The organism is Rubrivirga sp. SAORIC476 (genome assembly GCF_002283555.1).
In the GTDB taxonomy this organism is placed as follows: domain Bacteria; phylum Bacteroidota; class Rhodothermia; order Rhodothermales; family Rubricoccaceae; genus Rubrivirga.
The window spans coordinates 194,160-207,805 of sequence record NZ_MVOI01000015.1; the positions used below are offsets into that span (position 1 = coordinate 194,160).

At 72.0% G+C, this 13,646-nt stretch carries 10 protein-coding genes; 3 read left to right on the forward strand and 7 right to left on the reverse strand.

Annotated features, from left to right (window positions below; all coding sequences use genetic code 11):
- Positions 1–41: 41 nt before the first annotated feature.
- The 6 genes from B1759_RS18555 to B1759_RS18580 form a co-directional block, all read right to left on the reverse strand.
- Positions 42–1,403 carry an MATE family efflux transporter gene (locus tag B1759_RS18555; RefSeq protein ID WP_095516567.1) on the reverse strand — a complete coding sequence of 454 codons (1,362 nt, stop codon included), beginning with the start codon at positions 1,401–1,403 and terminating at the stop codon, positions 42–44.
- Between the two features lie 243 nt (positions 1,404–1,646).
- Positions 1,647–2,192 carry a hypothetical protein gene (locus B1759_RS18560; RefSeq protein WP_095516568.1) on the reverse strand — a complete coding sequence of 182 codons (546 nt, stop codon included), beginning with the start codon at positions 2,190–2,192 and terminating at the stop codon, positions 1,647–1,649.
- Between the two features lie 163 nt (positions 2,193–2,355).
- Positions 2,356–6,318, reverse strand: a complete 3,963-nt coding sequence (locus B1759_RS18565; protein WP_095516569.1) for a HAMP domain-containing sensor histidine kinase — start codon at positions 6,316–6,318, stop codon at positions 2,356–2,358.
- Between the two features lie 64 nt (positions 6,319–6,382).
- Positions 6,383–6,823: a DUF4783 domain-containing protein gene (locus tag B1759_RS18570; protein WP_095516570.1), complete on the reverse strand. Its 441-nt coding sequence runs from the start codon at positions 6,821–6,823 to the stop codon at positions 6,383–6,385.
- 137 nt (positions 6,824–6,960) lie between these two features.
- Positions 6,961–9,429 (reverse strand): endonuclease MutS2, encoded by a 2,469-nt coding sequence (locus tag B1759_RS18575; RefSeq protein ID WP_095516571.1) that lies wholly within the window; start codon positions 9,427–9,429, stop codon positions 6,961–6,963.
- Between the two features lie 126 nt (positions 9,430–9,555).
- Positions 9,556–10,557: a sugar phosphate nucleotidyltransferase gene (locus tag B1759_RS18580; RefSeq protein WP_095516572.1), complete on the reverse strand. Its 1,002-nt coding sequence runs from the start codon at positions 10,555–10,557 to the stop codon at positions 9,556–9,558.
- A 312-nt stretch (positions 10,558–10,869) separates the two neighbouring features.
- Here B1759_RS18580 and B1759_RS18585 point away from each other — a divergent pair, with 312 nt between their 5' ends.
- The 3 genes from B1759_RS18585 (at position 10,870) to B1759_RS18595 (ending at position 13,392) form a co-directional block, all read left to right on the forward strand.
- Positions 10,870–11,541, forward strand: coding sequence for an OmpA family protein (locus B1759_RS18585; protein ID WP_198949023.1), 672 nt, complete (start codon positions 10,870–10,872; stop codon positions 11,539–11,541).
- Positions 11,542–11,694: 153 nt separating this feature from the next.
- The gene (locus B1759_RS18590) at positions 11,695–12,378 is read left to right on the forward strand and encodes a TIGR00730 family Rossman fold protein (protein ID WP_095516642.1); all 684 of its coding nucleotides are present in this window, start codon (positions 11,695–11,697) and stop codon (positions 12,376–12,378) included.
- Positions 12,379–12,528: 150 nt separating this feature from the next.
- Positions 12,529–13,392, forward strand: coding sequence for a hypothetical protein (locus B1759_RS18595; RefSeq protein WP_095516574.1), 864 nt, complete (start codon positions 12,529–12,531; stop codon positions 13,390–13,392).
- Positions 13,393–13,466: 74 nt separating this feature from the next.
- Here the strand turns inward: B1759_RS18595 and B1759_RS19880 are convergent, their stop codons facing one another.
- A complete protein-coding gene (locus tag B1759_RS19880) occupies positions 13,467–13,607 on the reverse strand; it encodes a hypothetical protein (protein ID WP_158225346.1) in 141 nt (46 codons plus the stop codon).
- Between the last annotated feature and the right edge of the window lie 39 nt (positions 13,608–13,646).

Below are 13,646 nucleotides of genomic sequence, written 5' to 3' on the forward strand. Positions count from 1 at the left end.
GAGACGGCCTCAACGTAGCCCGAGACGCCTCTCGCGTGCCGCTACGGGTCGAAGCGGCGTCCCACGGTGGACTCGGTCACCGCCTGCTCCTCGACGCCCTCGTCCCCGGTCGGCGTGCGGAGCACCTGGAGGAACCAGACGACTGCGACGACCGCGCCGCCCGCGTACGAGATCGGGAAGGCCCACCAGATGCCGTCGGTGCCGAGCCCGGCGGACGACGACAGGAGCCACGCGACCGGGAAGCGCAGCACCCACAGGCTGGCGATGGAGATGAGCATCGAGACGTAGGTCCGCCCGGCGCCGCTGAAGCCGCCGCCGATCACCACCTGCACGCCGATCAGGCCCCACGCGGGCGCCATGATGCGGAGGAAGCGCGCGCCGTCGGTGATGACCTGCGGCTCGGTGGGCACGAACGCGGCCACGAGCGGCTCGGCGAACGCGAACGCCAGCACGCCCGCCGCCGTCATCGTGCCGAACGCGATCCAGGCGCCGACGGTGGTCGTCTGCCGAGCCCGGAGCCGCTGCCCAGCCCCCACGTTCTGCCCGACGACCGTGGACGTGGCGATCCCCAGCCCGAGCGCGGGAATGAGGACGAACGAGAAGATCCGCGTGCCGACGCCGTACGCCGCCACAGCGTCGCTCCCGAACCCAGCCACGAGCGTCACGAGCACCGTCAGCCCGAGGGCGCGCATGGCCTGGTCCACGGACGCCGGGAAGCCGAGCCGCCCGATCCGCCGGGCGATGTCGAGGTCAGGCGTGAGGTCCGCCCAGCGAATGCGGACCGGGCGCCGCCCGGTGAAGAGGAGCCACGCGCCCACGATCGCCGCCAGCCCCTGCGTGCCGATGGTCGCCGCCGCCGCCCCGGCCACGCCCATCGCCGGGACCGGCCCCCAGCCCAGAATGAACAGGGGGTCCAGGACCAGGTTGAGCAGCACTGTCCCGCCGACAATGTAGAGCGGCGTCTTGACGTCGCCCACGCCTCGCAAGAGCGCCTGGAACACGAAGTAGCCGAACACGAACGGCAGGCCGAGGTAGCTCAAGCGGAGGTACGCGGTGGCCGGGGCGAGCACGCCCACCTCGGCGCCCATGCCGCGGAGGAGCGGCTCGGCGAGCGCGAACCCGGCCCCGGCGAGGAGCACGGACAGCATCAGCACGATGGCGTACGTCTGCCCGGCCACGTAGTCGACCTGCCGGGCATCGCCGCGGCCCTCCGCCTGCGCCACCAGGATCGTCCCTGCGATGGTCATGCCGCCCGCGACGGCGATGAACAGAAAGATGACCGGGAAGCTGAACGACACTGCGGCGACCGCGTCCGCCCCCAGCCGCCCCACCCAGAACGTGTCGGTCAGCTGGTAGAACGTCTGAAACACGTTCGCCAGGACGACCGGGCCGGCCAACCGCATCAGCGCCCCAGCGATGGGACCCTGCAGGATAGCGTCAGAAGGGCGGGGCGTATCGGACACAGGGAGTGGAGAAAGAGGGCGCCAACCCCGCGGACCGAATCACGGTTCGCGCGCCGCGGCACCGTCCAGGGTCTCCGCCTCGGCGCCGAGGCGGGGCTCAGCCCCGCTCGCGGAGCGTCGCGCAACACAGAGAAGGGGCGCCGAGCCGATGCCCGACGCCCCTCCTGAATCCGACCGTGGTCGCTAGCGCGTCACCGGGTCGTTGTAGTACACGTTCTCCGCGCCGTACGTGTCGTACTGCTGGCGAACGTAGTCGCGGTCCTCGTCGCGGGGGTGGACCCCCATCACGACGCGGCCGTCCTCGATGTCCTTCTGGTAGGCATGAGCGGTCTCCTCGGGGATGCCGGCTCCGACGAGGGCGCCGAGCAGGCTGCCACCTGCACCACCCGCGCCGGCACCGGCCAGCGCACCGGCCAGCGGACCGGCGATGGCGCCGATGCCCGGGATCAGGACGGCGCCGCCGATGCCTGCGATGGCACCGATCACGCCGCCCGCCGTGCCACCGACGGCCGCGCCGACGCCCGCGCCTTCCATAGCCTTCGAGCCTTCCTTGATCTCGATCTGGTCGACATCGCGGTCGTAGTAGTGCTTCTTCGTGTCCTCCGACATGATGACGTGGATGTCGTCGTCGGTGTAGCCGCGCTCGCGGAGGTCGGCGTACGCCCGGTCGGCGGTCTCGTAGTCGCGGTAGGAGCCCGTCAGGAGCGGGCGGTCATTGTAGTCAGACATAATGAGAGGGGGAGTGAGAAAGGGAGTGCTGAAAGGGCCAAACCGCGCCTCCAGTTCCTCCAGGGGCCCCGATCAAGCCTTCCCCCACCCCCCCCTCGGGGCAGGTCGCACATGCATCTCAGGGGACGGCGGAGGGGATCGCCTGGGGCCTCACCCTCTCCTCTTAACCCTCCGGTTCCGCCCGCGGCAGACGGACCGTAAAGGTGGTGCCTGTGTCCCCAGTCTCGAACGAGATCGTTCCTCCCGCTGCCTCGACGGCGCGCTTCGAGATTGCCAGCCCCAGCCCCATGCCGCTGGTCTTGGTCGAGAAGCTGGGCTGGAAGACGCTGTCCTGGATCTCCGTCGGGATGCCCGTGCCGTCGTCGATCACGCGCGCCTCGGCTGCGCCGTCGACGAGGACGGTGCGGAGGACGACGCGGCCGGGCTCGGGGCGGTCCGGGATGGCCTGGAGGGCGTTGGTGAGCAGGTTGACGAGCACGCGCCGCAGTTCCTCGCGGTCGGCGCGGATGGGGAGCGGGTCGGGTGAGAGATCGACCTCGAAGGCGGCCCGGCCGCTGTCTGCCAGAGGCCCCTCGAAGAGCGCCGCCGCCTCACGCGCCACGTCCGACAGGTCGAGCGGCTCCGGGTGGCGCATCGGCATGCGGGCGAAGCGCGAGAAGTCGGACGCGATGCGGTCGAGCGTCTCGATCTGGTCGATCAGCATGCCGGTGGTTCGCTCGAACTGGCCCGCGAAGCGGACATCCTCCGGGGGCGCCTCGTCGCCGGGGCGGTGGAAGACCCGCTGGAGGTGCTGCACGGACAGCTTCATCGGCATGAGCGGGTTCTTGATCTCGTGCGCCACCTGCCGCGCCATCGTGCTCCAGGCGAGTTCGCGCTCCTGCTCGGCGAGCTGGCGGCGGCTCTCCGCGAGTGCCTTCTGCATCCCGTTGAACGTCTCCACCAGCTCCCCGACCTCGTCGCGCGTCTCGACCGGGATCGGCTCTTCGGCCTCTCCGGCGCCGACCGCCCGCAAGCCCTCACGGAGACGGCCGAACGGACGGGTGAGTTGGCTCGCGAGAACGTAGGCGATGGCGAGGATGGCGGCCATCAGCGCCAGCAGGCCGCCGAAGAGGTAAGCCACGTAGCGCGACCGGCCCGCCTCGATGCCCGCCTGCTCGGAGAGGGTCGGGATGGCGAGCGCCTCGGCCGGCCGGCCCTCGGCGTCGGGCAGGGCGAGGTAGCCCGTCGTGTAGGCGAACGTGCCGATGCGGTCGTCGGAGAACGAGAACGGCTGGTCGTCGAGGAAGAGGGCGCGGTACACCGAGCCCGGCAGGCGCGGCTCGATGAGGCGCTGGCGGACGAGTTGGCGGCGGCTGGACGCCACGAGGTCGGCCCCGCGGTAGAGGTGCACGTCGACGCCGAGGGCAGCCGAGACGGCGTCGAGGCGGGTGCCCTCGGGGGCCTCGGGCTCGGCGGCGAACACGGCCGCGGCGCGCGTCAGCCGCTGGCGGAGGGCGTCTCGCACCGCCTCTCGGTTCTGCTCCACGATCACGAACTGACCGACGACGCCCGTCAGGGCCACGCTCGCCACACCGACCACGAGGAACCGGTTCAGCACGCGGTCGCGGAAGCGGGTCCGCGACACCGGCAACAACCCGGCCCGGCGGCGCGCCACGAGGCCGATGCCGAACACGATCGCTCCCAGCGCCAGCCCGGCGAGACTCAGGCGGAGCAGCACGAAGAGGGCGTCCAGCCGGTCGGGCGCGGGGGCGCGGACGGCGACTACGTCCTGGGCGTCGTCGCCCTGGCGCTCGTAGTAGGCCAGCGTGGGGCGGCCGTCGAGCATCTCGGGGCGGCGGTAGGCGCGGGCCCGCTCCGAGAGCGCCGCGTAGACCGTCGAGTCGATGCGCAGCGGCGCCGGGCCGCGCTGTCGGACGAGCACGCCGTCGTCGTACTCGGCGTAGCCGAGCGCCTCGTCGTCCAGCCCGAACAGGCCGGTCGGGGCGAGGACGCGCGGGAAGGGCGTCTCGGTCGGGAAGCGGGTCGTGCGAGGGGTGACGCGGAGGTAGAGCCACGCGGCCGTCTCGTCGCCGTCGCGGATCGGGCCGATGGCGGCGGTCCGGCGCAGGCCCCGGCGCTCGGCGACGGGCACCTGGAGGCGGAGGAAACGAGGTTGCTCCTCGCGGTCGGCGAAGGCCCGGCGCGTGGCCGCGTACCCCAGCCCGTCGTTGCCACCGGTCGCGCCGCGCTCGACGTAGCTCCCCAGCGTATCGCCCGCGGGCGCCACGATCCGGAGCTCCGTCGCCACGTCAGCGAGGGAGCCGAGAAGCGAACTCGACACGAGGCCCGACGCGATGGCGTCGACCGCACGGCGCGACGAGTCGGCTGCGACGGGGTCGGCGCCGCGGGCCGAGTCGGCCAGGGCGACGGCATCGAGCAGGGCCGGGCCGAGGGCGTCGTCGGCCTGCGCCTCGTCGAACACCTGGTCGATGGCGGCCGTGACGCGGTCGTCGCGATTGTCGGAGAACGCGAAGGCGGCATCGGCGAGGAGCAGGCCCGTGCGCTCGCGCAGCGGCTCCTGCATCGTCCCGTAGAGGATCGGCGCGAGCAGGAGCACGCCGAACAGGACGCCACGGAACGTCACGGGCGAGGCCCACCGCGTGGAGCCGCCTGAGAGGAACACGGCGAGGGCCACGCCGACGCCCGCCAGCGCGACCATCGGAACGAGAGGGACGCGCGCCAGCGCCCCCAGCGCGGCGGCGACCCCGAGGGCGATGCCACCCGCGAGCCATGCGGCCGTGCCGCGTCTACGCCCCAGCGCGAGGCGGACCGGAGCTGCGATGAGGAGCGCGGCAGCACCGAGGACCGCGACCAGACCGGCGAGCACCGCTACCATCGGGCCGCTCACAAGCGGCCCGGCCTGATCGGCGTACGGGATCGTGGCGTCGAGAACGGCCTGGCGGACCCAGCGCGCGGCGACCCACAGTGCGGCAGGCGTCACGAGGGCCACCCCGAACACCGACGCGCCCGGCATCCACCGAGGGCGAGGTGCTCGTCGCGAGGCGGCAGCACGGGACGCCAGGGTCAGCGTCGCCGTCGCCACGGCCAGCACGAGCAGGCCCGAGAGCGCGAGGTCGCCAGGGGACCGGAGCGCCCCCCACCCGAAGTCAGAGGCGAGCAGCGCCGGGTCGAAGAGCAGCGCCGGGCGACGGGTCCCATCCAGCCAGCGGACCGGCACGTCGACGGCGAGGAGCCCGTAGCGGACGGCGACCGTCGCCCCCAGCAGCGCGCCCCACGCGGCGACAGGGCGCCCCCACCCGGCCGTGCCCGATTCGGCATTGCGGATCGCCCGCAGGAACACCGCGACGAGACCGGCGAGCAGCCACCCCACCATCAGCACTCCCCAGACCGCGGCCACGCTCTGCGCCTCACGCCGCCGTTCCGACGCCAGTGCCTCCACCGACGGCACCCCCACCTCGACGACCCCGAGAGGGGTCCCATCCGGACCGGTCAGCACCGCTCCCGGCGGGGTGCTCCCGAAGCGGACGAGAAACGGAACGGGGGCCGAGGCCCTCCAGGAGTCCGCGATGTCGTAATCCTGCAGGTACCGGTTGCGGACAGGCACGGCCGCCTGGACGAGTTGGACGACGCGCACGGCGCCCGCGAGAGCGCCGTCGACACGCACGGGCACCCACACCACGAGCGCGCTCCGGTTGGCGTCGTCCCGGACGATGCGCGTCCGCAGCGTGTCGGGCGGGACGCCACCGAGGCGGGGGAAGTCGGGACCGTCCCAGGCGACGACGCGGCCGTCGAGGGCGACGACCTCGATCGAGACACGGTCTGGGCGGCGCTGGCGCGCGAGTGCGTCGAGGGCCGCGGGGTCCACCCCCGCTTCGGTCAGCGCCGCGACCACCTCGGGGCGGGCCGCGACGGCGTTTGCCTGCCGCCGCATTCCGTCGACGAGCGCTGCGATCTCGCCCCGCACGTACGTCGCCGTCTCCGCCCGTGCCCGCGCGACGTCCGACGGTCCGACGGAGGTGGCGCGGATCTCGCCGACGCCCAGCGTCGCGGCCAGCAACGCCGCGAGGACGAGAGCCACGCCGACGAACACGACGAGGCGGCGGGAGCGGACGCGAGGACGGGCCAAGGACGAGGCGGGAGGTGCCGCGAAGCTAGAGCCAGTCGGCCCGCACGTCCGGCCTCACGTGTGCCTACCGCCCACTCGTGCGGACGACCGGCCGCTGGTCGATGCGGATCGAGGACAGCTCCCAGTCCTCACCCACGAGCCGGTGCAGGACCCGCACGTTGAGCGGGGCACCACCCGACCGAGGCCAGTAGCGGCCTGTCGCGCTCTGCCCGTCGTCGCTGGACGAGGGCGATGAGAAGGCGACGCGGTCCGGCGGGTAGCGGCGGAAGAAGTCGCGCAGCACGTGCTCGGCCTGGGCCCGGCGGAACATGCCGCCTTGCCCGAACAGCACGATCTCGACCCGGCCGGGCGCGTCCACGAGCACGGCGTCCGGGTCGGCGCGCTCGAGGCCCGCTACGACTCGCTCCAGCACATCGTCCTGAGAAGGCACCGGGGCACCACCGCCGAGGAAGACGGTCAGCAGGAGGAGCGCGGCGGCGCGTGTGACCAGGGGAGCGAATCGCATAGACGCGGACAAGGGGGACCCGACGACCGGACGAAGCAAAAGGTAGGCCGCGCGCTGTGCCCCCGCCAACGCCCTTCCTGAAGCCGGTCGCCCGCCAGCGCCGACGCCGGAGCCGGACACCCTGTCGCGTGCGGTGGTCACGCGAGGTCGACCACCGTGACGCCATCGCCTCCGCGGTCGGGGGGCGCGACGGCGTAGGCTGCCACGTCGGGACGCCCGGCGAGTTGCCGGTGGATGGCCGCCCGGAGCGCGCCCGTTCCCTTGCCGTGAAGGATCTCGACGGACGGGACGCCACCGACCAGCGCCTCGTCCACGAACCGCTGGACTTCCGACAGCGCCTCGTCGACGCGCTGGCCGCGCAGGTCGATGCGGATGCGAGCCGTCGAGACGGCGGCCGTCCGGGACTCGCCGTGCCGCGCCTTGCCGGGCGTCCGCGCGAACGCCTTGCCGGGCTTCATCGGCCCCCCGACTTTCGTGAGCCGCTTCGCGTCGACGCGACTCTGGAGCGCGCCGAGCGCGATCAGGGCCTCGCCGGAGTCGAGCGCGAGCACCTCGCCGACCGGGCCGTCGGTGTCGAGGCGGACATGGTCGCCGACCGCGATCGGCCCCGCCTCGGTGGCACCGTCGCCGGACTGGCGGCGGGCGCGGCCGGAGACCTTGCGCTCAACTTTTTTCTTGCGCCGACGGACGACCTCGCGGGCCTCCTCCAGCTTCTCGCGTGCTTCCTTGGTCGCCTCCCGCTCCGCACCCGCCTCCTTGATCTCGCGGACGGTGTTCTCGACCGCCGCGTTGGCGTCAGCGAGGATGCGGTCGGCCTCGGCGAGCGCCTGAGCGCGGCGGTTCTCAGCGTCGGCGCGGAGGCGGTCGAGCCGCTGCGCGTAGTCGGCCTGGATGCGCTCGGCCTCCGCGAGCTTGGCCTCCGCCTCGGTGGCGCGACGGGTCGCCTGGGCGGTCCGGGTCTCGAACTCGGCGATGAGGTCTTCGAGGCGACTCTTGCCCTCCCCCACCAGACGCCGGGCATCGGCGACGACGGGCCGGTCGAGGCCGACGCGGTCGGCGATCTCGAAGGCGTACGACGAGCCCGGCACGCCCGCCCGGAAGCGGTACGTGGGGCGGAGCTCGGCGCGGTCGAACTCCATCGACCCGTTGGCGACGCCGTCGGTGTCGTGCGCGAACGCCTTCAGCGCGCCGATGTGGGTCGTGACGACGGTCAGCGCCTTCCGCTTCGTGAGGCGTGCGAGCACGGCCTCAGCCAGCGCGCCGCCCTCGGCCGGGTCGGTGCCCGTGCCCGCCTCGTCGATCAAGCAGAGCGAGCGGTCGTCGGCCGCCTCCATCATCTTGCGGACGTTGGTGAGGTGGCTCGTGAAGGTCGAAAGGTCGTCCTGGATCGACTGCTGGTCGCCCAGATCCACGAACAGCGCCGTCGGCAGCGGCAGGCGCGTGCCGGGCGCGGCGGGGACGGGCAGTCCGTGCGCCACCATCAGCGACAGCAGCCCGACGGTCTTCATGGCGACCGACTTGCCGCCCGCGTTCGGACCGGTGATGACGAGCGTGTGGGCCTCCTCGCCCAACGTCAGGTCCAGCGGCACGACCGCGGGGGGCACGCCCGCCGGGCGCTCGGCCTCGGGGAGGCGAGCAGCCTCGGCCACGCGGAGCTGGAGGACCGGGTGCCGCGCTTGGAGGAGCCGGAGCGCGCCGCCCACGCCCACCTCGGGCACGATGGCGTCGAGGTCGGCGGAGAGGCGGCCGACGGCCGCGAGCGCGTCGAGATGGCCGACCGCATCGAGCGACCGCTCGATGTCGCGACGGTGGTGGCGGACGTGACCGCTCAACCCCTGCAGGATGCGCTGGATCTCGCGCCCCCGCTCCAGCTCGATCTCGCGGATCTCGTTGTTGAGCGCCAGCACCGACGCAGGCTCGATGTAGACCGTCTGCCCCGTCGCCGAGACATCGTGGACGAAGCCCTCCACCTTCCGCTTGGCCTCGGCGCGGACCGGAATCACCGCGCGCCCGCCTCGGATGGTCGGCTGCTCCTCGGTCGCGTAGCCCCGCGAGATCGCCTCCCGGAGCGCGGCCTGGACCGTCGACCGCAACCGTCCCTGGCGACTGGCCAGCTCGCGCGAGATGCGGAGCAGCTCCGGACTCGCGTCGTCGCGGACGTGCCCGTCGTCGCCGATGGCCTGGCGGATGCGGTCCTCCAGTGCCTTCAACACGGAGATGCGCGCCGCGATGCCCCAGAGCGCGGGGGCCTCGGCGCGGCGGCGGTGGAGGTGGTCGTGCAGCCCCCGCCCGACCTCCAGCACGCGGGCAACGGCCAGCAGCGCGTCCCCGTCGACGGCGGCGTCCTTGGGCTGGACGCGTCGCAGCACGCCCTCCAGCCGGTCGATCTCGCGAACCGGCGGCGCCTCGCCGGAGCGGACGAGGTCGGTCATCTCCCCTGCCCGCCCCAGCCGCCCGCGGACGATCTCGGGATCGGACGAGGCGGCCAGCGTCGTCAGCCGGTCGCGGCCGTAGGGCGTGCGCGCCAGCCCCACGAGGCGGTCGCGAACGGTGTCGAAGCCGAGCCGTCGGTCGGCGTCGGGCGGAGTGAGGAGCACATCGGGCATGGGCGAGCCAACGCGCGAGTCGGTCCGCGGTGCCGCCGAGGCGGGTGCGTTCACGCCAAAACCGCCCTGCCGACCCGGCCCGCCTCGGCATCGAGGCGGGCCCTCCGACTCGCTGGCTGTCGGCGCCTACACCTCGGGTCCGACGGTCGCGTGGTCGCCGATGTTGAGAATGCCCGCGAAGCCACGCACGTCCGCATGGTGGCCCACCAGCGAGCCATCCAGCGCCGAGCCCTCGATGGACGCATCCGGGAACACGATCGTGTTGCGCACGGCCGACTCCGAGATCGTCGAGCCGGCGTGGATGGCCGCGTACGGCCCGACGACCGAGTCGCGAATCACCGCGCCCTCGCCGATGAACACCGGCTCGATGACCTGGCTGTTCTCCAACGTGCCCTCCTTGCGGTTCTCGCCCTCCTTGCCGAGCACGATCTGGGACGTCTCGCGAATCGCGGGGATGGTGCCACAGTCGAGCCACTCGGTCACGCGCGCCGTCTTGAACGTCGCGCCGTCCTTCAGCATCCGGTCGAGGGCGTCGGTGAGCTGGAACTCGTCGCCTTTGCCGGTGATGTTGTTGTCCATGAGGTACTGGATCTCGCGCGCGAGCCGCTCGCCCTCCTTGACGTAGTAGATGCCGACGATGGCCTCGTTGGAGATGGGCGTGTCCGGCTTCTCGACGAAGTCCGTGATCCGCTCGCCGTCCTTCACGACGACCCCGAAGCGGGACGGATCGTCGACCTCCATGACCCAGACGACCGCGTCCGCGTCGAGGTCGGGGGCCTGATCCATCACAAAGAGGGTGTCGGCGAAGACGAGCACGCACTCGCCGTCCAGCTTGTCGCCCGCCTGCGCGATGGCGTGGGCCGTACCGAGGGCGCGGTCCTGGACGCCGAACGACGCCGCGATGCCGAACCGCTCACAGATCGCCGTCAGTTGGTCCTTGACCTCGTCCCCGAAGTCGGGGCCGAGCACGAAGACGGCCTCCTCGAAATCACCGATGGCCTCAGCGAACGTCTCGACGATGCGCTCGACCATCGTCCGCCCGACGACGGGGAGCAGCGGCTTCGGGGTGACGTGGGTGTGGGGGCGCAGGCGTGTGCCGCGGCCAGCCATGGGGACGATCAGCTTCATCGGGGGGAGTCGAACGAGTGAGGAGGAGTCCGCCGAGGACGGCGGCGAGGGTCTACCTACGAGGCGCACGCGCTCTCGATCCCATGCACGTGCGCCCAGCCTGCGAGGCGGTGTGACCTCGCGCCGCGCAGGCGCGGCCTGAGAAACGCCCACCGCGGGCGACGCTCCGTCTAGGAAAGTCTCCGCCGTGCTGCCTCGGAAGGCCCATTTTCGGTTCAGAACGGCTCGGAACGGAACTTGACGGGGACTGGGAGCAGTACACGGGCTTCCACTCGATCCCGTCCCCGTCCCCCCTCTCACTCCCCCACCACGATGAAGCTCTCTTCTCTCAAATACACGCTGGCCGCCGGCCTGATGCTCGCGTTCGGCCTGACCACGACCGGCTGCAACAACACCGCTCGCGGCGCCGTCGGCGGCGCGGGTGTCGGCGGCGTCGTCGGCGGCGTCATCGGCCGGGCGACCGGCAACACGGCGCGCGGCGCCATCATCGGTGCGGCCGTCGGCGGCACTGCTGGTGCCATCATCGGTCGCCAGATGGACAAGCAGGCGGGCGAACTCGACGACGAGCTCGAGAACGCCGACGTCACGCCCATCCCGGGCGAGGACGGTGAGACGGCTGGCATCGCCATCCGCTTCGACAACGCGCTCCTGTTCGACCTCGGCCAGGCCACGCTCCGCTCCGGCGTCCGTGCGGACCTGACGGACCTCGCGTCCAGCCTCCGCAACTACCCGGATCACGATGCCGTGATCGTGGGCCACGCGTCCACCGACGGTTCGGCTGCCACCAACATGAGCCTCTCGGAGCGCCGCGCTGCGGCCGTCGAGGACTTCCTGGTCGGCCAGGGCGTCTCTGCCGTCCGCCTGCAGGCTTACGGTCGGGGTGAGAACGAGCCCCTCGCTGGCATCCCGGGCGAGTCGCCCGAGAACCGCCGCGTCGAGATCGCCATCTACCCGAGCGAGTCGTACCGCCAGAGCCTCCAGTAGGCTTCGGCCGGCCGGTCCGGGCGTCCCCGACGCCCCCGGCGCTAGCTTCGCGGCCCCCGATGCTCCGGCGTCGGGGGCCGCGTCCGTTTCAGCCCTCCCGCCCCGATGCCTGACTCCACCCCCACCGACACCCCGTTCTCCGCCGACCGCCCGATGTCGCCTCGCGACATGGCGCGCTGGCAGGAGAGCCGGATCAAAGACACGTGGCGGGTCTTCCGCATCATGAGCGAGTTCGTCGAGGGCTTCGAGCGCCTCGGCACCATCGGCCCGAGCGTGTCCGTGTTCGGCTCCGCCCGGACGCCCGAGGGCACGCCCTACTACGACCTCGCGATCGCAGTGGGCAAGGAGCTCGCCGACCGCGGCTATGCCGTCATCACGGGGGGTGGGCCGGGCATCATGCAGGCGGCCAACGAGGGCGCACACAAGGCGGGCGGCGTCTCGGTCGGCCTCAACATCGCGCTCCCCCACGAGCAGCACGTCAACCCGTACGTGGACCCGGCGCACGACATCACGTTCGAGTTCTTCTTTGCGCGTAAGACGATGTTCGTGAAGTACGCCCAGGGCTACATCGTGCTGCCGGGCGGCTTCGGGACGATGGACGAGCTGTTCGAGAGCCTGACGCTGATCCAGACCCGCAAGACGGCCCACTTCCCGGTCGTCCTGATGGGCTCCGCGTACTGGGGCGGGCTTCTGGACTGGATCCGCGGCACCCTGCTGGAGGGCGGCTACATCTCCGTTGACGACCCCGACCTGATGGTGCTCACCGACGACCCGGTGGAGGCCGTCGACGTGATCGACCGATTCTGCGCCGAGGCGGGGATCTCGACCAACTTCTGACCCGTCGGACCGCGGCCTCTGGCGGACAGTGAGGTCCACTCCGCCGGACGCCGGGGCGCACGAATCGTCCCGCATTGCCGTTCCCACAGCCTGGCACGGCCTCTGTAGCTTCCCGACTGGTTCTCCCCCCGCCACTCACCCCCTTTTAGAATGTCTCGTTTCGCTCTGCTCGCCGTCCTCGCGTTCGGCTTCGCCGCCACAGCCTCGGCCCAGACCGACCCGATGGAGGTGCCTGCCACGGCCGTCGACACGGTCGCCACTGACTCGACCGAGGCGGTCATCGAGCTCGATCCGGAGCGCGCCCGCGAGCTATACGACGAGGGCGTCGCATCCCTCCGTGGTCAGGACTACGATGCGTCGCTCCTCAAGTTTGAGGAGGCGCTCGTCTACAACCCCTCGTACGCCGCTGCGGGTCTGGGCCGCGCCCAGTCGATGGCCGCTCTGCGTCGGCTCGAGGAGGCGCGTGGCGCCTTCGAGGAGGCCATCGCGATGGCCAACGCTTCGAGCGCCTCCACGGCTGCCGACGTCCGGTCGACGGCCGAGCGTCAACTCGCGCAGGTGAACGCTGCGCTGGAGGCTCGTGCCGCCGCCGCTGCTGCGGCCGAGCAGGCCAACGCCGCCGCCGCCGGTGCGCAGGCCACGGCCGACAAGGTCCAGCAGGCGACCCAGATGCTCTCGGGCAATGACATCACCGAGGCGCAGGCGACCGACGCGTACGCCCTCCTGGAGCAGGCTCGCATGGATGGCTACGACGCCAACCTCGTCGCCTTCTACTACGCCAAGGCCCTCAATGCCATGGGCCGCGGTGCCGATGCCGTGCCCTACGCGCAGACGGCCATCGACAGCGCCGACGCGACCGGCGACAACTCGGGGCTCTACATCCAGCTCGGTCTCGCGCACATGGGCGCCGGCAACAGCGACGAGGCCCGCGCCGCTTTCGAGGCCATCACCGAGGGCCAGTCCTGGCACGGCTGGGCGCAGCACTACATCGGTCAGCTCGACGCTGAGGGCTGAACCGACCCGCTCAACACCACAGCGCCGCGCTGGAGATCTCTCCGGCGCGGCGCTGGTCGTTCAGGAGGGAGTGCTCAGACGATCCGGCGGTTGCCGAGCCACCAGATCACCGCCAGCAGCAAGACCGGCGCGATGAAGCTGACGATCACCATCCATTCGAGACCGACCCCGTAACCTTCGGGGGTGGGCGCGAGCAGGGCGAGGAGAAGGGGCATCGGTGCAGGGGGGTAGCTTGAGGAGAAGCTACGCCCCAC

Bases quoted from the DNA above. Each gene is read 5' to 3' on its own strand.
- B1759_RS18555 (WP_095516567.1), bottom strand. From the start codon at position 1,403: ATGCGGTTGGCCGGCCCGGTCGTCCTGGCGAACGTGTTTCAGACGTTC.
- B1759_RS18560 (WP_095516568.1), bottom strand. From the start codon at position 2,192: ATGTCTGACTACAATGACCGCCCGCTCCTGACGGGCTCCTACCGCGAC.
- B1759_RS18570 (WP_095516570.1), bottom strand. From the start codon at position 6,823: ATGCGATTCGCTCCCCTGGTCACACGCGCCGCCGCGCTCCTCCTGCTG.
- B1759_RS18575 (WP_095516571.1), bottom strand. From the start codon at position 9,429: ATGCCCGATGTGCTCCTCACTCCGCCCGACGCCGACCGACGGCTCGGC.
- B1759_RS18580 (WP_095516572.1), bottom strand. From the start codon at position 10,557: ATGAAGCTGATCGTCCCCATGGCTGGCCGCGGCACACGCCTGCGCCCC.
- B1759_RS18585 (WP_198949023.1), top strand. From the start codon at position 10,870: ATGAAGCTCTCTTCTCTCAAATACACGCTGGCCGCCGGCCTGATGCTC.
- B1759_RS18590 (WP_095516642.1), top strand. From the start codon at position 11,695: ATGTCGCCTCGCGACATGGCGCGCTGGCAGGAGAGCCGGATCAAAGAC.
- B1759_RS18595 (WP_095516574.1), top strand. From the start codon at position 12,529: ATGTCTCGTTTCGCTCTGCTCGCCGTCCTCGCGTTCGGCTTCGCCGCC.
- B1759_RS19880 (WP_158225346.1), bottom strand. From the start codon at position 13,607: ATGCCCCTTCTCCTCGCCCTGCTCGCGCCCACCCCCGAAGGTTACGGG.